Here is a 437-nt window from a genome sequence, read left to right as displayed (position 1 = left end):
CCCGATAACGGCAAGCTGACGCTCATCCGCCGCGAAGCCCCCGGCTCCTGGCTCGAACAGGCGCTCGTCGCCCGCCGCCAGACGCATTTTTCCTATGATGCGGAAACGGTGATCGATGTCGCCCCCACCGACGAACGCACCTTTGCCGGGCTCACCGCCTATTACAGCCGCTATAATTTCGTCTACCTGACCGTGGGCGCCCATTCCGACGGGCAGCGGGAACTCTTGATCATGGCCGCGGAAATGAGCTGGCCCGCCGGCAAGCTGCGCTTTCCGGCCGAGCCGGTGCGGATCCCTCATGCGGACACGATCAACCTCAAGCTGACCATTCGCGGCCACACGCTGCCCTTCTTCTACGCGCTGACGGCCGCGAGGCGCAAGCCCATCGTCCCGGTGCTCCGCGCAACCCTGCTCTCGGACGACTGCGGACGCCATCT

At 65.4% G+C, this 437-nt stretch carries 1 protein-coding gene; it reads left to right on the top strand.

All coding sequences use genetic code 11. From position 1 onward, the window contains the following. Positions 1–437, top strand: a 437-nt coding sequence (locus tag VE26_RS18210) for a beta-xylosidase family glycoside hydrolase (protein WP_046106517.1), incomplete at both ends; no start/stop codon positions are given.

This window comes from Devosia chinhatensis, from assembly GCF_000969445.1.
In the GTDB taxonomy this organism is placed as follows: domain Bacteria; phylum Pseudomonadota; class Alphaproteobacteria; order Rhizobiales; family Devosiaceae; genus Devosia; species Devosia chinhatensis.
The sequence above is the reverse complement of the archived record's forward strand: the minus strand, read 5'-3'. Positions and strand labels throughout refer to the sequence as shown.